At 71.3% G+C, this 17,988-nt stretch carries 13 protein-coding genes; 2 read left to right on the top strand and 11 right to left on the bottom strand.

Translation table 11 applies throughout. The features are described from left to right. A partial coding sequence (locus AB0I10_RS05990) for an integrase core domain-containing protein (RefSeq protein WP_363151098.1) occupies nucleotides 1-143 on the top strand: 143 nt, incomplete at its 5' end. A 33-nt stretch (nucleotides 144-176) separates the two neighbouring features. On the opposite strand, the gene AB0I10_RS05985 is transcribed toward AB0I10_RS05990, so the two are convergent. Together AB0I10_RS05985 and proB are read right to left on the bottom strand one after the other, a co-directional pair. Further along, on the bottom strand, nucleotides 177-674 hold the full coding sequence (locus AB0I10_RS05985; protein ID WP_363151079.1) for a hypothetical protein: 498 nt from the start codon (nucleotides 672-674) through the stop codon (nucleotides 177-179). A gap of 281 nt (nucleotides 675-955) precedes the next feature. After that, a complete protein-coding gene (proB, locus tag AB0I10_RS05980) occupies nucleotides 956-2,074 on the bottom strand; it encodes a glutamate 5-kinase (protein WP_363151078.1) in 1,119 nt (372 codons plus the stop codon). A gap of 439 nt (nucleotides 2,075-2,513) precedes the next feature. On the opposite strand from proB, the gene AB0I10_RS05975 reads away from it, so the two are divergent. Continuing rightward, a complete protein-coding gene (locus AB0I10_RS05975; RefSeq protein ID WP_363151077.1) occupies nucleotides 2,514-4,604 on the top strand; it encodes a hypothetical protein in 2,091 nt (696 codons plus the stop codon). A 135-nt stretch (nucleotides 4,605-4,739) separates the two neighbouring features. Here the strand turns inward: AB0I10_RS05975 and obgE are convergent, their stop codons facing one another. The 9 genes from obgE to AB0I10_RS05930 all read right to left on the bottom strand — a co-directional run bounded on the left by obgE (nucleotide 4,740) and on the right by AB0I10_RS05930 (nucleotide 17,839). Further along, the gene (obgE, locus tag AB0I10_RS05970) at nucleotides 4,740-6,176 is read right to left on the bottom strand and encodes a GTPase ObgE (protein WP_363151076.1); all 1,437 of its coding nucleotides are present in this window, start codon (nucleotides 6,174-6,176) and stop codon (nucleotides 4,740-4,742) included. Between the two features lie 152 nt (nucleotides 6,177-6,328). Next, complete coding sequence (gene rpmA, locus AB0I10_RS05965) at nucleotides 6,329-6,586, bottom strand: 50S ribosomal protein L27 (protein WP_363151075.1); 258 nt, start codon at nucleotides 6,584-6,586, stop codon at nucleotides 6,329-6,331. A gap of 14 nt (nucleotides 6,587-6,600) precedes the next feature. Then, complete coding sequence (gene rplU, locus AB0I10_RS05960) at nucleotides 6,601-6,921, bottom strand: 50S ribosomal protein L21 (RefSeq protein WP_363151074.1); 321 nt, start codon at nucleotides 6,919-6,921, stop codon at nucleotides 6,601-6,603. 251 nt (nucleotides 6,922-7,172) lie between these two features. Then, nucleotides 7,173-11,015: an Rne/Rng family ribonuclease gene (locus AB0I10_RS05955; protein WP_363151073.1), complete on the bottom strand. Its 3,843-nt coding sequence runs from the start codon at nucleotides 11,013-11,015 to the stop codon at nucleotides 7,173-7,175. 219 nt (nucleotides 11,016-11,234) lie between these two features. Further along, the gene (locus AB0I10_RS05950; RefSeq protein ID WP_363151072.1) at nucleotides 11,235-12,038 is read right to left on the bottom strand and encodes a TIGR03936 family radical SAM-associated protein; all 804 of its coding nucleotides are present in this window, start codon (nucleotides 12,036-12,038) and stop codon (nucleotides 11,235-11,237) included. Between the two features lie 48 nt (nucleotides 12,039-12,086). Next, complete coding sequence (locus AB0I10_RS05945; RefSeq protein ID WP_363151071.1) at nucleotides 12,087-13,445, bottom strand: hypothetical protein; 1,359 nt, start codon at nucleotides 13,443-13,445, stop codon at nucleotides 12,087-12,089. A gap of 27 nt (nucleotides 13,446-13,472) precedes the next feature. Beyond that, nucleotides 13,473-14,030, bottom strand: coding sequence for a GNAT family N-acetyltransferase (locus AB0I10_RS05940; RefSeq protein ID WP_363151070.1), 558 nt, complete (start codon nucleotides 14,028-14,030; stop codon nucleotides 13,473-13,475). Nucleotides 14,031-14,108: 78 nt separating this feature from the next. Next, nucleotides 14,109-16,031, bottom strand: a complete 1,923-nt coding sequence (locus tag AB0I10_RS05935; RefSeq protein ID WP_363151069.1) for a TIGR03960 family B12-binding radical SAM protein — start codon at nucleotides 16,029-16,031, stop codon at nucleotides 14,109-14,111. A gap of 197 nt (nucleotides 16,032-16,228) precedes the next feature. After that, complete coding sequence (locus AB0I10_RS05930) at nucleotides 16,229-17,839, bottom strand: CYTH and CHAD domain-containing protein (protein WP_363151068.1); 1,611 nt, start codon at nucleotides 17,837-17,839, stop codon at nucleotides 16,229-16,231. Nucleotides 17,840-17,988 lie beyond the last annotated feature (149 nt).

The raw sequence follows: 17,988 nt of genomic DNA, 5'->3' as shown, positions 1-17,988 counted from the left end.
ACCGGCCCTACACCTCAGACTCAGAACGACAAGCCGCATTCCCCGACTGGCTGCACTGGTACAACTACCACCGACCCCACACCGGCATCCACGGCCTCACGCCAGCCAGCCGCGTCACCAACCTGTCCGGACAACACAGCTAGGGCCTTTCCGACCCTGACCCCATCGGACAGGCCCTAGTACGGATGCACGCCGACCGGTGAGGCCGGCGGCGGGCCGTATCCCTCCGCGATGCGCTGGTGATAGGTCTCGCGGTCGATGACTTCCAGACCGACGATCTCCCACGGCGGCAGCTTGGCCGTCGAGCGGTGTTCGCCCCACAGCCGCAGGGCGACCGCCGCGGCATCGTGCAGATCCCGCGCCTCCTCCCAGTAGCGGATCTCCGCATGGTCGTTGGCGTAGCGGCTGGTCAGCAGGAAAGGATGGTCGTGGGCGAGCTGTTCGAGCGCCCGCCGGACCTCCTTCAAGGGAGCCTCGGCCCCCGAGACGCTGAGGGTGATGTGCCACAGCCGGGACGCGTCCCGACGCTCGCCCTCCGGTGCCGGCTGTGCCGTGCCGTTCCGCTCCGCGCGCTCGTCGTCATCCGTCCAACCGGCGTCCTCGCCGGTTCCGACGCTGGTCAGTGTGCGCTCCGCCGTCCCTCGGGGCAGTGCCCCTGGGCGCCCTCGTCTCACCGGCGGCCTCCTGTGATGCGGTGCGCTCCGCCCTCGGGGGTGCGGAGCCGAATGGTGCGGTCGTTCCTCGGCGTGTGCGCTGTCGCGCCACGGGCGCCGCTCACCCACGGCGCCCCGCAACAAAGTTGACCAGCCCGCGGGCCGTCGCGGGGGCGTTTTCGCGAAGGTCTTCATGGAAAGGCTGGTCTTCGCTCCGCAGTCCAGGGAGTGTTTCCCGGCGTTCTCCGGTGTTTTCCCCGTGTGACGGCCGTCAGTGGCGCGGCAGGCCGGCAGACCGGCGCTCAGTGGTGCAGCAGGACCAGATCGTCCCGGTGCACGACCTCCCGCTCATACGCCGGGCCCAGTTCACGGGCCAGATCGCGGGTCGAGCGCCCCATCAAACGAGGGATTTCGCGGGCGTCGAAATTGACGACGCCACGGGCGATCGCCCGGCCGCCGGTGTCCCGCAGCTCCACCGGGTCCCCGGCCGAGAAGTCGCCCTCGACCGAGGCGATGCCGGCGGGCAGCAGCGAGGACTTCCGCTCCAGGACGGCCTGCACCGCCCCGTCGTCCAGGACGAGCGCACCGCGCGGCGTGGAGGCGTGCGCGAGCCACAGCAGCCGGTCCGCGGAGCGCCGGCCGGTGCGCAGGAAGTGGGTACCGGTCTTCCCGCCGGCCAGCGCGTCGGCGGCGTGCACGGTGGAGGTGAGGACGACGGGGATGCCGGCCGCGGCCGCGATCCGGGCCGCCTCGACCTTGGTGACCATGCCGCCGGTGCCGACCCCGGCCTTGCCGGCGCTGCCGATGGAGATGCCCTCCAGGTCTTTGGGGCCGCTGACCTCCGCTATCCGCGAGGTGCCGGGCGTGGCCGGGTCGCCGTCGTAGAGGCCGTCCACGTCGGAGAGCAGGATCAGCAGGTCGGCGCGGACGAGATGGGCGACCAGCGCCGCCAGCCGGTCGTTGTCTCCGAACCGGATCTCGTCGGTGGCGACGGTGTCGTTCTCGTTCACGACCGGCACCGCGCCCATGGCCAGCAGCTGGTCCAGCGTCCGGCAGGCGTTGCGGTAGTGGGCCCGGCGGCTGGTGTCGTCGGAGGTCAGCAGGACCTGGCCGACCCGGCGGCCGTAGCGCGCGAAGGACGCGGTGTAGCGGGCGACCAGCAGGCCCTGGCCGACGCTGGCGGCGGCCTGCTGCCGGGCCAGGTCGCGGGGGCGCTTGTCGAGCCCCAGGGGGGCGAGGCCGGCCGCGATGGCCCCCGAGGAGACCAGCACGATCTCCTTGTCCTGGTGCTTGGCCAGCACATCCACCAGCGCGTCGACGCGGTCCGCGTCCAGCCCCCCGGCGGCCGTGGTCAGTGACGACGAGCCGACCTTCACCACAATCCTGCGGGCGTCCGCCACGTCCTGCCTTGCGCCTGCCACCTGTACCCCTGTGTCGCCGATCCCGCTGCCGCACGGAACTCCGTACAGCTGCCTACGGCCGCAATCTACGGCAGCTCGCCGACGGCTGCGCCGCGATATCGCCTGGCGGACGCCCTGCTGGACACGACAGGGGCAGTTGCCGGCCACTTCCGCCGCGTACTGTCGGCGGTCCGCCGGTCCCCACCGCCGGTCCCGTCCCTGGGAACGTCCGGCGGTTCTTGGATTTCCCTTAAGACGGACTCGGTAACCAAAGGGTTGCGTTCGATTGGTCCGCTTTCGCGGTGATGAGAGCCACAGCAGATTGTCACCAAGGCCAACAAGGTCATACGGTCGGGTGTCCATCGGTCCCGTTTCGCCGCTCCGGCGGTGTCGCAGCGCGGGACCCGGCCGCCCCCCACGGCCTCCCCTTGACCTTCTTTGCTGCCAGGAGCCCTCCCCCGTGCCTTCCGCCGGAATCGCCCCCCGCCGAGTCGTACAGCTCGCGGCACTCTTCGCGATGATGGTCGCGTTCACCGCCCAGCTACTCGGTGCGCTGCTTCCCGTCATTCCGCTGTTCATCGCCGCATCGGTGGTGAACCTTGGTCTCGACCTGATCCTCCAGCACAAGCAGCCCGGCTTGCTCTCCGTGCTCGGCCGGATCCGCTTCGACGTCACCGTGCGCCAGCTGTTGCGCGACATGCTGATACTGGTCGGCCTGCTGCACATCGACGGCATCAACCCGCTCAACGAGCAGGCGCCGCTGACCATCACCCTGCTGCTCTTCTACGGCACGCACTTCGTGTGCCAGGCGGTCGCGGTGCTGGTGCGCAGGACCCGCAGCCTGCCGTTCGTGACGCGGAACATCGACGCCTCGGCGCTGCGCCTGTCCGACGCCCCGCCGCGGCTCCTCTCCCGCCAGACCGGCCGACGGCTGCTGCGCTTCTCGGTGCCGACCACCACGGGCATGATGCTCACCGCGATCACCACGGACGCGTACTGGGGCGGCATCGGCCTGGCCGTCTCCCTGGTCCTCTCCGCCGGCGGCACGGTCTACCTGGCCACCTGGCTGCTGCCCAAGAAGCGGGTGCTCGGCGAGAAGCACGCGCTGGAGTGGCTGGACAACTGGCTGGCCGAGTACCGGCCGACCGTCGGCATGTACTTCTCCGGCGGCTCCTCCTCCGCCTACCAGGCCAACATGTGGCTGAGCACCCTCGCCGACCTGGACGGCAACCCGATCATCGTGCTCCGCGAGCGCTTCATGGTGCGGAAGATCGAGGCCACGGACATCCCGATCATCTGCATCCCCAAGGTCGCCCACCTGATGCGTCTGGAGCACTCCGCCCTCAAGGTGCTGCTGCATCCGGCGAACTCCGGCAAGACCTCGCAGATCCTGCGCATCCCCTCGATCAAGCACGCCTTCATCAACCACGGCGAGAGCGACAAGCTGTCCTCCTGCAACCCGTACGCGAAGGCGTACGACGAGGTGTGGGTGGCGGGCCCGGCGGCCCGTGACCGCTACCAGCTCGCCGACATCGGCGTCGAGGACAAGGACGTCGTCGAGGTCGGCCGCCCGCAGCTGGCGCCGATCCGGCCGCACGACGGCAGCGCGCCTGCCGACCGCCTCACGACGGTGCTGTACGCCCCGACCTGGGAGGGCTGGGACGGCAACCCCGGCAACACCTCGGTGATCCTGGCGGGCGAGAACATCGTCCGCGAGCTGCTCGCCGACGACAACGTGCGGCTGCTGTACAAGCCGCACCCGATGACCGGCTCCGTCGACCCGCGGGCGGGCGCCGCCAATGCCCGGATCCAGGCGATGATCACGGAGGCCAACGACCGGCGCAGCGGCGCGCTGCCCGGCCCCGAGGCCGCCACCGAGCTGGCCCGCCGCACCGAGGAACTGGACGCGCTGACCACGTCCGCGTTCCGCACCAGCGCGGACGAGCTGGAGCGGATGCGACTGCAGGGCACCCCGGCCGAGGGCCGCGCCGCCGCCGTGTCGGCCGCCGTGGACGCCTGGGAGGAGGCGTACTGGAACTCGTTCCCGGAGTGGGAGCACCGCATCGTCACCACCGCCCGCCCCGGCATCTTCTCCTGCTTCAACCAGGCGGACGTGCTGATCAGCGATGTGTCCAGCGTCGTCTCCGACTACCTGACCAGCGAGAAGCCCTACGCGGTCGCCAACACCTCCGGTATGAGCGAGGCCGATTTCCGGGCGAACTTCCCGACCGTACGGGCGGCGACGATCCTCACGCCCGAGGCGGACGGCGTGGCCGGTCTCCTCGACGCGGTCCGCAACCCGGAGCTGGACGTCCTCGCCGCGGAGCGCGCGGAGCTCAAGGAGCACCTGCTCGGCCCCTCGGACCCGCCGTCCCCGGTGCGCTTCAACCAGGCCGCGCTGAACCTGTGCGCCAAGGCGGATGAGCGCCGCCTCCGCATGGAGAGCAGGCTGGCCGGTATCCCCGGGCAGCGCTCCCAGGAGGACGTGGACGCCGCGGAGACGGCCGAACGCGAGTCCAACGGCGCCCCGGACGCACCGGCGGCCGTCTAGCCCGCAGCGGGGCGTCTGGCGCTCCGAACACCGGCATCACACAACGGGGAAGGCCCCCGGGAGATCTCCTCCCGGGGGCCTTCCCCGTTGCCGCGTGTCCGGCCGCGCACCCGGCCATGATCCGCCGGACAGACCCTAGAAGGGCTGGAAGCCGTCGTACTCCTGGTCGGCCTCGTCCCGCTGCGCGTCCCGGTCCCTACGGCGCTGCGTGGCCGGCCGGGGCGCTTCCAGGCGGTGGTCCTCGCCACGGCGGCCCAGCATCTCCGCCCCGGCCGCCATCATCGGCTCCCAGTCGAACACGACGGCGTTGTCCTCGGCACCAATGGCGATGCCGTCGCCCGCGTGGGCGCCCGCCTTGCGCAGCGCGTCCTCCACGCCCAGGCGGTTGAGACGGTCGGCGAGGTAGCCGACGGCCTCGTCGTTGTTGAAGTCGGTCTGGCGGATCCAGCGCTCGGGCTTCTCACCCCGTACGCGGAAGAAGTTCTCGCCTTCGGCCGTGACCGTGAAGCCCGCGTCGTCCACGGCCTTGGGCCGGATGACGATACGGGTGGCTTCCTGTACGGGCTTGGCCGCGCGGGCCTCGGCGACGATTCCGGCCAGCGCGTACGACAGCTCCTTGAGGCCCATGTGAGCGACCGCCGAGACCTCGAAGACGCGGTAGCCGCGCTCCTCCAGATCGGGGCGGATCATGTCGGCGAGGTCCTTGCCGTCCGGCACATCGATCTTGTTGAGGACGACCACCCGGGGACGGTTGTCGAGACCGCCGTACTGGGCGAGCTCCTCCTCGATGGTGTCGAGGTCGGAGACCGGGTCGCGTTCGGACTCCAGGGTCGCGGTGTCCAGGACGTGGACGAGCACCTCGCAGCGCTCGACGTGCCGCAGGAACTCCAGGCCCAGGCCCTTGCCCTGGCTGGCGCCGGGGATCAGACCGGGGACGTCCGCGATGGTGTAGACCGTCGAACCGGCCGTCACCACACCGAGGTTGGGCACCAGGGTCGTGAAGGGGTAGTCCGCGATCTTCGGCTTGGCGGCCGAGAGAACCGAGATGAGGGAGGACTTTCCGGCGCTGGGGTAGCCGACGAGGGCCACGTCCGCGACGGTCTTCAGCTCCAGGACGATGTCGCGGGCCTCGCCGGGCTCGCCGAGCAGCGCGAAGCCGGGGGCCTTGCGGCGGGCCGAGGCCAGCGCGGCGTTGCCGAGGCCGCCGCGACCGCCCTGGCCGGCGATGAAGGTGGTGCCCTGGCCGACGAGGTCGGCCAGCACCTCGCCCTTGCCGTCCAGGACCACGGTGCCGTCGGGGACCGGCAGCACCAGGTCCTGGCCGTTCTTGCCGGAACGGTTGTCGCCCGCGCCCGGCGCACCGTTGGTGGCCTTGCGGTGTGGGTGGTGGTGGTATTCCAGCAGCGTGGTGACGGCCTGGTCGACGACCAGGATCACATCGCCGCCGCGGCCGCCGTTGCCGCCGTCGGGGCCGCCGAGCGGTTTGAACTTCTCCCGCATGACGGAGGCCACGCCGTGGCCTCCGTTACCCGCGGCGACGTGCAGCTCGACGCGGTCCACGAAGGTGGTCATGGTGGGGTGCCTCCAGGTAATGCGGGAATGTCGCGGTACTCCGCGAATGTCTCTGTGGTAACACGCCAAAGGCGGACCGGCCTTCCCGCTCTCGCGAGAAAAGGCGGTCCGCCCTCGGAGTGGTACTGGGTTATCGCTCGGTCGGGCCGGAATTACTCGGCGACCGGAACGATGTTCACGACCTTGCGACCACGGTGGGTGCCGAACTGCACCGCGCCCTCAGCCAGGGCGAACAGGGTGTCGTCGCCGCCGCGGCCGACGCCCGTGCCCGGGTGGAAGTGGGTGCCGCGCTGGCGGACCAGGATCTCACCGGCGAGGACGGTCTGACCGCCGAAGCGCTTCACACCGAGCCGCTGAGCATTGGAATCGCGACCGTTCCGGGTGGACGATGCGCCCTTCTTGTGTGCCATGTCTCCTCAGTCCCTTACTTCGCCGGAGCGTCGATGCCGGTGATCTTCAGCGCCGTGTGGAGCTGGCGGTGGCCGATCCGCTTCTTGTAGCCGGTCTTGTTCTTGTACTTCTGGATCCGGATCTTGTCGCCCTTGTGGTGGTCCACAACCTCGGACTGGACCTTCACGCCGGCCAGGACCCACGGGTCGCTGGTGACCGAGTCGCCGTCGACGACGAGCAGCGTCGAGAGCTCGACGGTGTCGCCGACCTTGCTGGTGGAAATGCGGTCAACCTCGATGACGTCGCCAACAGCAACCTTCTGCTGGCGTCCGCCGGTGCGCACGATCGCGTACACGCGGAACTCTCTTTCGCTAGGTTTCGATCCTCTGATGCCAGCCGCTCACACGGGTAGGGAAAAGCCCGTGGAATCCGAGTGGACGAGCGGCCTCCCTCGGCGGACCGAGAGGTGTTTGCTCAGGGGTTTGGTGTCACAGACACCGACGGTCAAGGTTACGGGGCCTTGACCAGAGGGTCAAACCGGCCCCGGGCCGCCGACGGACGCTTCCGCCGACGGCCCGGGTGACCGGCCTTGCTGCCGGATGGTGCTCAGTCCTCCGTGGAGGCCGACACCGACGGCAGCGCGGGCTGCTCGGCGGCGGCGGTCTTCTTGGCGGCGCTCTTCTTCGCGGCGGCCTTCTTCGTGGTGGCCTTCTTGGCCGCGGCCGTCGTCTTGGCGGCACTCTTCTTCGCGACGGTCTTCTTCGCCGCCGTCTTCTTGGCCGCCGTCGTCTTGGCTGCGGTCGTCTTGGCGGCGGTCTTCTTGGCGGCCGTCTTACGGGTCGCCTTCTTCGCCGTCTTCTTCGCCGGCGCCTCCTCGGCGGCCTCCTCCGGGGCCTCGACCGGCTCCGGCACCTCGGCGACCGGCTCGACAGCCGGTTCGGCCGCCGTGACGATCGTCGCGGCCTCCTCGGCCCCCTGGGGCGAGCCCGCCGGAGCGGTCGCCTTACGGGTCGCCCGACGGCGCGGACGGGCCGGCGCGGGCTCCGCCACCGGCACCTCGACCGGCTCCGGCTCAGGGGCCGGCGCCTGCACCGGCTCGGCCGGCACCACGATCGCGGCGGCCTCCGCCGCGGCCTTGGGGGCGCCCGCCGGGGCGGACACCTTCCGGCTCGCCCGACGGCGGCCACGGCGTCCGGCGGCGGCCTCGGCCTCCGCCGGACTGCTGAACCATTCGTCGGCACCGGCCACCACGGGCTGCAGCTCGGCCTCCGTCACCGGGGCGGGCTCCAGCTCCGGCGCGGCCTCGACCGCGGCGGGCTCGACGGCCTCGATGGGCTCGGCCTCGACCTGCGGCTCGGGCCGCTCGCCGTTGGCTGCCTTACCTTCCTTGACCTTCTTCTTGCGCTTGCCGCCACCGCCGACCGCCGTCGGCTGGTCCATGTGGACGATGACGCCGCGGCCGTTGCAGTGCACACACGACTCGGAGAAGGACTCCAGCAGGCCCTGCCCGACCCGCTTACGGGTCATCTGGACCAGGCCCAGCGAGGTGACCTCGGCCACCTGGTGCTTCGTACGGTCCCGGCCCAGGCACTCCAGCATCCGCCGCAGCACCAGGTCCCGGTTGGACTCCAGCACCATGTCGATGAAGTCGATGACGACGATGCCGCCCAGGTCGCGCAGCCGCAGCTGGCGCACAATCTCCTCGGCCGCCTCCAGGTTGTTCCTGGTGACCGTCTCTTCGAGGTTGCCGCCCTGACCGGTGAACTTCCCGGTGTTGACGTCGATCACGACCATGGCTTCGGTCTTGTCGATCACCAGCGAACCGCCGCTGGGCAGCCAGACCTTGCGGTCCAGCGCCTTCATCAGCTGCTCGTCGATGCGGTACGTCGCGAAGACATCGACCTCCGAAGTCCACTTCTGCAGACGGTCGGTGAGGTCCGGCGCGACATGCGCGACATAGCCGTGGATGGTCTCCCAGGCGCCGTCACCGCTGACGATGACCTTGGAGAAGTCCTCGTTGAAGATGTCGCGGACGACCCGGACGGTCATGTCCGGCTCGCCGTAGAGCAGGCTCGGCGAGCTGGTGGACGCCGCCTTCGACTTCTTCTGGATGTCCTCCCACTGCGCCTGCAGCCGCTCGACGTCACGGCGCAGCTCGTCCTCGCTCGCGCCCTCGGCCGCGGTGCGCACGATGACGCCGGCGTCCTCGGGGACGATCTTCTTGAGGATCTGCTTGAGCCGGGCCCGCTCGGTGTCCGGGAGCTTGCGGCTGATACCGGTCATCGAGCCCTCGGGCACGTAGACCAGGTAGCGGCCGGGGAGCGAGACCTGGCTGGTGAGCCTGGCGCCCTTGTGGCCGATCGGGTCCTTGGTGACCTGCACCAGCACGGACTGGCCGGACTTCAGCGCGGTCTCGATGCGCCGCGGGCCGTTGGACATGCCCAGCGCCTCGAAGTTGACCTCACCGGCGTACAGCACGGCGTTGCGGCCCTTGCCGATGTCGACGAAGGCGGCCTCCATCGACGGCAGGACGTTCTGCACCTTGCCGAGGTAGACATTGCCGACGTACGACGTCGACTGCTCCTTGTTGACGAAGTGCTCCACGAGCACGTTGTCCTCAAGGACGCCGATCTGGGTGCGCTCGCCGCTCTGGCGCACGACCATCACCCGCTCGACGGCCTCGCGGCGTGCGAGGAACTCCGCCTCGGTGATGATCGGCACCCGGCGCCGGCCCTGCTCACGGCCCTCACGGCGGCGCTGCTTCTTGGCCTCCAGGCGCGTCGACCCCTTGATCGACTGCACCTCGTCGGAGCTGGTCCCGGCTTCTTCCTTCTTGCGGGGCTCGCGGACCTTGACGACCGTGCGCTCCGGGTCGTCGCTGGTGGTCTCGGCCTCACCGGCGTCACCGCTGCGACGGCGGCGGCGACGGCGACGACGGCTGCTGCTGGTGCCGCCACCGGCGTGCTCGTCGGCCTCCTCGGCCTCCTCGCGCTGCTCCGCGGCCTGCTCTTCGCCCTCCTCGGGCTCGGCTTCCGCTGCTGCGGCGGCTTCCCGGCCCTCGGCGGGCAGCTCGTCGGCGCCCTCGGCGGACTCACCGCGACGGCGGCGACGGCCACCACGACGGCGACGGCGCGAGGGGCGCTCACCGGACTCGTCCTCGCCGTGCCCGGTCTCGGCCTCTTCCTCGGCTTCTTCCTCGGCCTCGGCCGTCTCGTCGAGCTCCGGCTCGGCCGGCGCGGCGGCCACCGGCTCGGCGACCCGCTCACCACGGCGGCGGCGACGGCGCGGGGCGACCGCGGGCTGCTCCTCCTGGACCTGCTCCGGCGCGGCCTCCTCGTCCCGATGGGCCGCGGCGGCGGCAGCGGCGGCCGCGCTCTCCGGGGTCTGGAACATCGGCTCGGTGAATACCGGCGCCTGGAAGACGGCGGTCGGCGGACGCTGCGCCCGGCGGCGGCCACGGGCCGGCGCCTCCTGCGCGGGCTCCTCCTCGGCGCGCGGCGCCTCGGCGACCGGCGCGGTGGGCTCCGCGGCTCGCTCGGTACGGCGGCGCGCACGGCGCTTGGGGGTCTCGACGGCTTCGGCCTCGGCAGGGGCCTCGGCGGTCGGTGCCTCCGCGGCTTCCTCGGCGGCCTGCGGCGCACCGGCGGCGGCAGTCACCTTGCGGGTGGCACGGCGGCGGCTGCGGGCGGGCTTGACACCCTCTGCGGGCTCCACGGGCGCGGCGGGCGCCTCGTCGGCAACCGGGGCAGCCGGGGTAGCGGCCTCGGCCGTCACAGCGGCGGGCGCCTCGTCGGCGGTCTGCGGAGCACCGGCCGGAGCGGTGGCCTTACGGGTGGCGCGACGGCGGCTACGGGCGGGCCGGGCGTCCTCTTCCTGGGCGGCAGCCGGGGCTGCGCTCTCGGCGGCCACGGCGGGCTGCGCGACGGGCTGCGGCGCCTCGACGTCGCTCACCTGCGGGGCCCCGGCAGGGGCGGTCGCCTTGCGGGTCGCCCGGCGGCGGGTACGGGCACGCGGCGCCACTTCTTCATCAACCGGCACAGCCTCAGCCGGTGCCTCGGCGACAGCCGGAGCCTGCGTCGCGGCCGGAGGCTCGACCGGCTCGGTCTCGCTCGCCTGCGGGGCCCCCGTGGGGGCGCTGACCTTACGGGTCGCGCGGCGGCGCGTACGGGCGGGCTTGGCGTCGTCCCCCGAGGTGACCGCGGGCGCGGGACTCTCCTCGACGGACGGGGCCTCCCCCGCTCCTCCAGAGCTCGGGGCAGGGTCCGCGGGTGCGGCGGCCTCGGTGCTCACCACGGTCGGCGCGTCGCCACCGGCCACCGGCGGACCGGCCGGCCGGGAGGCCGCACGGCGCCTGCGGCGCGGCGGCAGCGTGTCGCCGGGCGAGTGATTGTCGTCGAAACCACGGTCCGCGGACTGCGTGGATTCGGTGGGCTCAATAGGTTCGAGCATGCGGGCGGTTCTCCCGTCACGCTCCCGGGCGCCGCGCCTGATTCCGGCCGCGGTCCGCGTGATGTGCGCGGTTCCGCCGTCCGGGGCGTGGGCGCCGCACGGGAGCTGTCGTCTCGCTCGCCGGGCCCGTAGGTCGGGTACCGGCGAAAGTCTCCTGGTCAGTGCGTCTGCCGGACCGGGGTGGCTCCCTGGCTGATCGGCGACACATCGACGGCGGTCCTACGCAGTACCTTCCCCGGATACTGCCGGGGAGACCCCACTCGGCGCCTTCGCGGCACTCAGCCCGGCGGCCGTGGGTGGGGCGGCCGTGGCAGCGTCGCGGTCGGGCGCTAGCGGGTCAGTCACCGCGCCGGTCTCCTCATCGAGCAGCCCCTGCGCCAGCCTGGTCACCGCAGCGGGGACCGGCGGCGCCAGGTCGGCCGTAGCTCGGAGGCCGGACAGGACGTCGTCGGGTCGTACGGCAGGTGTCAGATGCCGAACAACCAGCCGCAGTATCGCACAGGCTTTGCCGTCGGGCCTATCGCCCTCGTGCCCGGCGGCTTCCAGGCGGGCCACCGCGGCCCGTGCGTCAAAGGCCCGCATGCCGTTTTTGGTACGGCGCTCGACCTGCACCTCCTCGGCGGCGAGGAACGCCTCGACGGCGCGCCCGGCGGCCTCCGGCTCGACACCGTCGAGCCGGATCTCCCACACGGAAGCCTGCAGCCGGTCGGCGAGACCGCTGGTGCGCGCCTCGACGGCGTCGATCACATCGAGCCCCGTCGGCAGCGACTCGTCCAGCAGCTCGCGGAGCGTCTCCGGATCGCGGTGCTGGGTGAGCTGGATCTCCAGGTACTCGGCCTCGCTGCCGGTGCCCGTCGGTGCGGCGTTGGCGTACGACACCTTGGGGTGCGGGGTGAAGCCCGCCGAATAGGCCATGGGGACCTCGGCGCGGCGCAGCGCCCGCTCGAAAGCGCGCTGGAAGTCGCGGTGGCTGGTGAACCGGAGGCGGCCGCGCTTGGTGTAGCGCAGTCGGATGCGCTGCACCGCCGGGGCGGGCGGCGGGCCTTCGGGCTGTCGCTTGCCCAGTGTCGTTCAGTCCTTCGTGAGTGCGGTCGTACTGCTACCTAGAGTACGTGCCGCGGAGTCCCGCGGTTCCCGGCGGGGCAGTACAGCCTCGGCTCGCACCGGCTCCTTGGGGGCTCCGAACAGGGCGCGCCGGAGCTCCTTGCGGGTCTGCCGGGCGGACTCGCGGGCGGCGGTCAGCGCCCGCCGGGTGGCCCTGCCGGTCTCCCGCAGCACATGCCGGACCGGCCGCCAGATGCCGTCGCGGATGCCGTGCCCGAGCGGGGTGAGCACGGTCCGGTACGCCCAGCGGCACGGTTCGACGACGATCCACCGCAGGAGCCGGCCGAGGAACCGCCCGACGGCGCGGGAGATGAAGCCGGCGGCCCGCCAGCAGTGCCCGAGCGCGTCGGCGACCTCACGGGCGACCACGGTCACCGCGGCGGCCAGCGCCCGTCCGGCCGGGAGCAGCACATGGCGCCACAGCGCGACGGCCGGCACGACGAGGATCCACCGAACGAGCGTGGCGATGACGGTGGCGATGCCCCGGGCCAACCAGGCGACGGCTGTTCCGATGCCCCGGGCCAACCAGGCGACGGCCGTACCGATGCCCCGCACCAGCCAGGCGATCCCCCGCCCGATGGGCGTCAGCACATACGCGTACAGCCACTTCGCCGGGACGACCAGGAGGTACCGCACCAGGAACGTCACCGGCACCACCAGCAGATACCGGACGAGGAACACCACGGCATCGCCCAGCGCCCGCGCCAGCCAGGTGAGCCCGTGCCCGAGGGGGGTCAGTGCGTAGGCGTACAGCCACACCGCCGGGTCGACGATGAGATACCGCACCAGGAACGTCACGGGGACGACCACCAGATAGCGGACGAGGAACACCACGGCATCGCCCAGCGCCCGCACCAGCCAGGTGAGCCCGTGCCCGAGAGGGGTCAGTGCGTAGGCGTACAGCCACACCGCCGGGACGACGATGAGATACCGCACCAGGAACGTCACGGGGACGACCACCAGATAGCGCACCAGGAAGACCCCCGGGACGATCACGAGGTAGCGGGCCAGGAACACCGCGGCCACCGCGATCCCCCGTCCGGCCGGCGCCAGGACGTACTGCCACAACGCCACCCATGGCCAGACGAACAGCGCCTTGCCCAGCCATACCGCGGCCTCGGTCACCCGCTCGGCCAGCCAGGCGATCGCCCGCCCGACCGGCGTCAGCACCGTGCGGTTCAGTGCCCGCCCGCAGACCGCCAGCACGTCCCAGATCATGCGCAGCGGCAGGACGATGACCAGCACCACGATACGGACGGGGATGCGGACCAACCGCGTCAGACAGCCCTCGCCCGGCTCGTAGTGCTCGTGTCGGCCCCGTTCCATGCGGCGTCCCCCTTGAACTCCGGTACCTCAGATGTGCTCGTACGCCGACTGCTGTTGGGTGTCGATCCAATAGCGCAGCTTCTCACCGCGCTGGTCCTCGAAGACGCCGCCGCAACCCTCAATGACCTTACGGGAGGCCGTGTTGGTGGTGTCGCAGGTGACCAGCACGGAGTCAAGGCCGCGCGCACGGGCCATCGGCAGCGCCTCGCGCAGCATCGCGGTGGCATGGCCGCGGCGGCGGGCGGTGGGGCGTATGTCGTAGCCGATGTGGCCGCCGTACTCGTGCAGGAAGTCGTTGAGGCGGTGGCGGATGGCGAGGCGGCCGAGGTAAGTGCCTTCTTCGGCATACCAGAGGTTGCTGCAAGGGACGTAGTCCATGGGGCGCACGATCTCTTCGTCGGCGAAGGACCGTAGCCACGCGGTGTATTCGGCGAAGACGTCCGGGGCGTGCCAGTCGGCGCCGTACTGGCGTATCTCCCGGTCGATCGCCGAGCCGCCCTCCCCCCTCCCCTCGGCCTGGAACTCTTTCATGGCCGCCAGGAAGGAGGCGTGGACATGTACGTCGGGTGCGATGAGCTGGGGCATCGCCCCAGTGTGGGCGGGTATGCGTCGGCCCGGCCACCGACGTTCCGGTGGCCGGGCCGAACTGCCGTAACTCCAGGGCTACTTGACGACCGAGAGCGGCAGCAGCTTCTTGCCGGTCGGGCCGATCTGGATCTCCGTGTCCATCTGCGGGCAGACGCCGCAGTCGAAGCACGGGGTCCAGCGGCAGTCCTCGACCTCGGTCTCGTCGAGGGCGTCCTGCCAGTCCTCCCAGAGCCAGTCCTTGTCGAGACCGGAGTCCAGGTGGTCCCAGGGCAGGACCTCCTCGTACGTGCGCTCACGCGTGGTGTACCAGGCGACGTCCACGCCGAAGTCCGGGAGGGCCTTCTCCGCGGCCTGCATCCAGCGGTCGTACGAGAAGTGCTCGCGCCAGCCGTCGAAGCGGCCGCCGCTCTCGTAGACGGCGCGGATGACCGAGCCGATGCGGCGGTCGCCGCGCGAGAGCAGGCCCTCGACGATGCCGGGCTTGCCGTCGTGGTAGCGGAAGCCGATGGAGCGGCCGTACTTCTTGTCGCCGCGGATCTTGTCGCGCAGCTTCGTCAGGCGTGCGTCGGTCTCCTCGGCGGAGAGCTGCGGCGCCCACTGGAAGGGGGTGTGCGGCTTGGGCACGAAGCCGCCGATGGAGACCGTGCAGCGGATGTCGTTCTGCCCGGAGACCTTGCGGCCCTCGGCGATGACGTTGACCGCCATGTCGCCGATCTGCAGCACGTCCTCGTCGGTCTCGGTCGGCAGACCGCACATGAAGTAGAGCTTCACCTGCCGCCAGCCGTTGCCGTAGGCCGTGGAGACGGTCCTGATCAGGTCCTCTTCGGAGACCATCTTGTTGATGACCTTGCGGATGCGCTCCGAGCCGCCCTCGGGCGCGAAGGTCAGACCCGAGCGACGGCCGTTACGGGTCAGCTCGTTGGCAAGATCGATGTTGAAGGCGTCGACGCGGGTCGACGGCAGCGACAGACCGATCTTGTCTTCCTCGTACCGGTCGGCGAGGCCCTTGGCGATATCGCCGATCTCGGTGTGGTCCGCGGAGGACAGCGACAGCAGGCCGACCTCCTCGAATCCCGTGGCCTTCAGCCCCTTCTCCACCATGTCGCCGATGCCGGTGATGCTTCGCTCCCGTACGGGACGCGTGATCATGCCGGCCTGGCAGAAACGGCAGCCGCGGGTGCAGCCACGGAAGATCTCGACCGACATCCGCTCATGGACGGTCTCGGCGAGGGGGACGAGCGGCTGCTTGGGGTAGGGCCACTCGTCCAGGTCCATGACGGTGTGCTTGGAGACCCGCCACGGGACGCCGGAGCGGTTCGGGACGACGCGGGCGATGCGTCCGTCGGGCAGGTACTCGACGTCGTAGAACTTGGGCACGTAGACGCTGCCGGTCTTCGCGAGGCGGAACAGCAGCTCATCGCGGCCGCCGGGCCGGCCCTCGGCCTTCCAGGCGCGGATGATGCCGGTGATCTCCAGCACCGCCTGCTCGCCGTCGCCGACGACCGCGCAGTCCAGGAAGTCCGCGATCGGCTCCGGGTTGAAGGCCGCGTGGCCGCCCGCGAGGATCAGCGGGTGGTCCTCCGTGCGGTCCTTGGCCTCGATCGGGATGCCGGACAGGTCCAGGGCGGTGAGCAGGTTGGTGTAGCCGAGCTCGGTGGAGAACGAGACGCCGAGCACGTCGAAGGCGCTGACCGGGCGGTGCGCGTCGACGGTGAACTGTGGCACGTCGTGCTCGCGCATCAGCGCTTCGAGGTCCGGCCACACGCTGTACGTGCGCTCGGCCAGGACCCCCTCCTGCTCGTTGAGGACCTCGTAAAGGATCATGACGCCCTGGTTGGGCAGACCGACCTCGTACGCGTCGGGGTACATGAGCGCCCAGCGCACGTCGCACTCATCCCAGGGCTTGACGGTGGAGTTGAGCTCTCCGCCGACGTACTGGATGGGCTTCTGCACATGCGGGAGCAGAGCTTCGAGCTGCGGGAAAACCGACTCGGACATCTCGAACCTTCGTGGGCTGACGGGGGGCGACTCACAAGCGTAACCCGCTCGGAGTCGCCCCTCGGCACGGCGATCTTGAAGAACCCCCGCAGTGGCGGGGAGCACCGCAGCGCGTCCCGCTGCTTGCGGCGCGAGACCGGATCACCTCCGCGTCGGCGGAGCAGCCGTGCATCTGTACAACGAAACCACTCATATGGTCACAACCGCAGGCGTGAGACCTTCTCCCACACCCCCGGCAGCTCGCGCTCGCGGTCGGCCGCGCGGGCCTCCTCCCGGCCGTACAGCAACCCGAACGTGAAGCCGCCCTCGCCGGCGTGCTGCGCCTGGACCGCCAGGTCGCGCAGCGTCCCGCGCGCCACCACGCTGTCCTGGTGGTCGCCCAGCAGCTGCTGCACCCGCTTTGTTCGCTTGGTGAACTTCTTCGCCGGTTTGCCGAGCGCCGGGGTGGCCGCCTCCGCCGCGTACCGGGTCCGTTTGGCCGCCTTGCGGGCGTTGTGCAGCGCCACATCCCGCGCCGTCCCGGGCGGCGCGCCCAGCGCGGTCTCCATACGGCCGGCGAGGCGCCCGTAGTCCTTCAGTACGGCCGCCGACATCACCTCCGGCGCGGGCCGCCGGGCGGCCTTCCGCAGCGGCGGCTCCTCCAGGAAGGCATGCAGCGTCTCCAGCAGCGCGAGATAGCGCTCCCCGTCCAGTACGGCGAGCAGGGTCCGTCGCGACCCGTGACGGCTCCGCTCCGACCAGATCCGCAGCCGGGCGGCCACCGGCCCGAGGTGCAGCGACCGGGGCAGTTCGGCCAGTCCGGCGCGCAGCCGCTCGGTCAGCACCTCACGGTCCCGGTCCACGCCCAACTCGGCTGCCAGCCACTGGAGTTCGATGCCGATGGGTTCGGTGACGGCGCGGTCGAGCACCTTCGCATAGGAGCGGAAGGCACTGCGCAGACGGCGGGTGGCGACCCGCATCCGGTGTACGGAGTCGGGCATATCGCGCCGTACCGCCGGATCCAGTTCGACGATCACCCGGACCTGCTCACGGACGTACCGCAGGACGATGTCACCGGCGGTGGGGGCCGATTTTCCGGCCTTCTTCGCGGCCCCTTTGGCGCGGGGCCTGCCGGAAGCGGCGCGACGCCCGGCCGGTTCACCCTGCCCGGTCTCGTCCAGCGCCCGCGCCAGCTTCGACGGCGCCTTGGCTGGGCGCGCCCCTGCGGCGACCAGCAGCCGCCCGACCTCGTCCAGCAGCCCGGTGCCGTCGTCTCCCCCAGCGCCCTCGCGGCCCTCGGCCAGCTCCACCTCGATCTCGTGCCAGCGGGCCTCCCGGGCCTCCCCGGCCTCGTCAGCCGCGTCCGGCGGACCCGTCTTCTCGCCCGGCGGGCCGGCCCGGCGCGCCCACACCGCGTCCTCCGCCACCTCGGCCAGCGGCGTGCCCGCGGCGTCTTGGAGGACCCGGATCGTGCGCCGGGTCCGCAGCCGTACGACGGGCGCCAGCTCCTGGCCGAGCACCCGTGACCGCACGAGCGCGGTCAGTTCCCGGGGCGGCGCGTCGGACAGTGGGGCCCGCACCTCGTCCCGCACCCCGGGCTCGACCGGCAGCTTCAGATGCCAGCCCGCGTCATGACCGCCGGTGCGGCGCCGCAGCGTGATGCCGTCGGCGGCCAGGCGCTGGTCGGCGGTGTCGTAGTACGTGGCGTCCAGGGTCGAGACGCCGTGTTCCACCACGGCCGCGACCCGGTCCACCTCGGTCAGGTCGGGCAGCCGGGTGTCGTCGGTGGTCTCGTACTTCCGCTCGACTTCGCGCACGGTGTCCGCCATGAGTCGAATCTAGTCATCTGCCTCACCGACGACCACCCATCCGACCGGCCGCCTGCGCAGTGGACGACCGTCAACACGGGAGGCCCTGACACCCATGAGGGCGAGTAGCCCTGAGGACATGAGGTGAATTACGGTGTGTCACACGTCAT

Source organism: Streptomyces sp. NPDC050636, assembly GCF_040654775.1.
In the GTDB taxonomy this organism is placed as follows: Bacteria; Actinomycetota; Actinomycetes; order Streptomycetales; family Streptomycetaceae; genus Streptomyces.
This window is presented reverse-complemented; position numbering and strand designations above follow the sequence as displayed.